Annotated in this window: 2 protein-coding genes; one reads left to right on the plus strand and one right to left on the minus strand. The window is 66.9% G+C overall.

The genetic code is table 11. The features are described 5' to 3' along the window. The first annotated feature begins 239 nt into the window (after positions 1-239). Entirely contained in the window at positions 240-1,442 is a 1,203-nt protein-coding gene (locus IE318_RS44285; protein ID WP_373311453.1) for an IS110 family RNA-guided transposase, read from the plus strand. Positions 1,443-1,457: 15 nt separating this feature from the next. Here IE318_RS44285 and IE318_RS44290 read toward each other — a convergent pair. Then, positions 1,458-1,828: ankyrin repeat domain-containing protein (locus IE318_RS44290; RefSeq protein WP_229904222.1), on the minus strand; the 371-nt coding region annotated here is incomplete at its 5' end.

The following is a 1,828-nucleotide window of genomic DNA, read 5'->3' on the forward strand; positions in this document are numbered from 1 at the left end:
CCCCGTTACCTTTTTCGTGGCTCCGCAATGGGGCCTCCGGCCTTCGGGTCCGGCATGACTTCCCCCTCCTGTTGTTGATGATCCGGGGGGTGGTGTCACCGGGTCTGAAGGCATCGACGGACCGCTGATGAGGGGCTTGAGCACCGGCTTCACCCGATCCGGAAGAGCTCTCCGTAACGTGGATGTGGCAGCTCGGTGCCCTGGCAGGCCGGACGAAAGCGTGATGGAGGGGCCTGCACGTGATCGACACCGGCGACATCGACGTCTTCCTCGGCCTGGACGTCGGCAAGGGCGAACACCACGCCACCGCCGTCACACCGGCCGGGAAGAAAGCGTTCGACAAACGCCTGCCCAACACCGAGCCCAAGCTCCGCGAACTCTTCAGCAAGCTCCAGGCCAAGCACGGAACGGTGCTGGTGGTGGTCGACCAGCCGGCTTCGATCGGGGCACTGCCGCTGGCTGTCGCGAGAGAGATGGGCTGCCCGGTCGCCTATCTTCCGGGGCTGACGATGCGACGGATCGCCGACCTCTATCCAGGTGAGGCCAAGACAGACGCGAGGGATGCGTTCATCATCGCTGACGCGGCCCGCGCGATGCCCCACACCCTGCGGGCCATCGCCGGCGAGGACGAGACTATCGCCGAGCTGGAGATGATCGTGGGCTTCGACGACGACCTGGCCGGCGAAGCCACCAGGGTCACCAACCGGCTGCACGGCCTGCTGACCCAGATCCACCCCTCCCTGGAACGGGTGCTGGGGCCTCGGCTCCAGCACCCGGCCGTCCTCACGCTCCTGGAACGGTTCGGGTCACCGGCCCAGATCCGCAAAGCTGGCCGACGCCGACTGCTCACCCTTTTGCGGCCGAAGGCACCGCGGCTGGCCGAGCGACTCGTCGAGGACATTTTCACCGCTCTGGACGAACAAAGCGTCACTGTCCCCGGCACCGACGCGGCCGCGCTGATCGTCCCGAGCCTCGCCGCCTCCCTCAGCACCGTCCTCGACCAGCGCAAGCTGCTGGCCGGGCGGATCGAGGAACTACTGGCGGCCCACCCTCTTTCGAAGGTCCTGACGTCGCTGCCGGGAGTCGGCGTCAGGACCGGGGCCAGGATCCTCATCGAGGTCGGCGACGGCAGCACCTTCCCGACCGCCGGCCACCTCGCTGCTTACGCCGGTCTCGCCCCGGCGACCCGGAACTCGGGCTCCTCGATCCGCGGCGAACAACCCTCCCGGCGGGGAAACAAGCAGCTCAAACGGGCTTTCTTCCTTTCCGCGTTCGCCGCCCTGGGCGACCCGGCTTCGCGGGCCTACTACGACAGGAAGATCGCGCAGGGCAAGCACCACACTCAGGCCCTGCTCTGCCTCGCCCGACGCCGGGCCGATGTCCTCTTCGCCATGCTCCGCGACGGAACCTTCTACGAGCCACAGCCTGCCAAAGCCACCTGACCTGCAGAAACTGCACTACGAAACAGGACGATCCCCGAGATGCACCGCGGCATCTGAACCAATACGCCAGTCGGCAAGGCGCCGCGGACTCACACCGTGAAAATTGTCCATGTCCGGATCGGCACCGGCATTGACCAGCAGCGACAGCACCGCACCATCACCTCGATACGTGAATACCGCCTGCCACAAAGGCGTATTGCCCTGCTCGTCGGGGACATCCACTCCCGCACCCGCCGCCAGGAGAGAGCCGACAGCCGCGGCATCCTGCTCGTCCGCCGCGAAATGCAGCGGCGTCCACCCCCGGCGGCTCTCACGGCCCGAGCCCTGCACCTCATCCGTCATGCCAGCCATCATCACGACAGCTTGACGAAGGACATAGGGGCACC

It is taken from the genome of Streptomyces spiralis, assembly GCF_014654675.1.
Lineage (GTDB): Bacteria > Actinomycetota > Actinomycetes > Streptomycetales > Streptomycetaceae > Streptomyces > Streptomyces spiralis.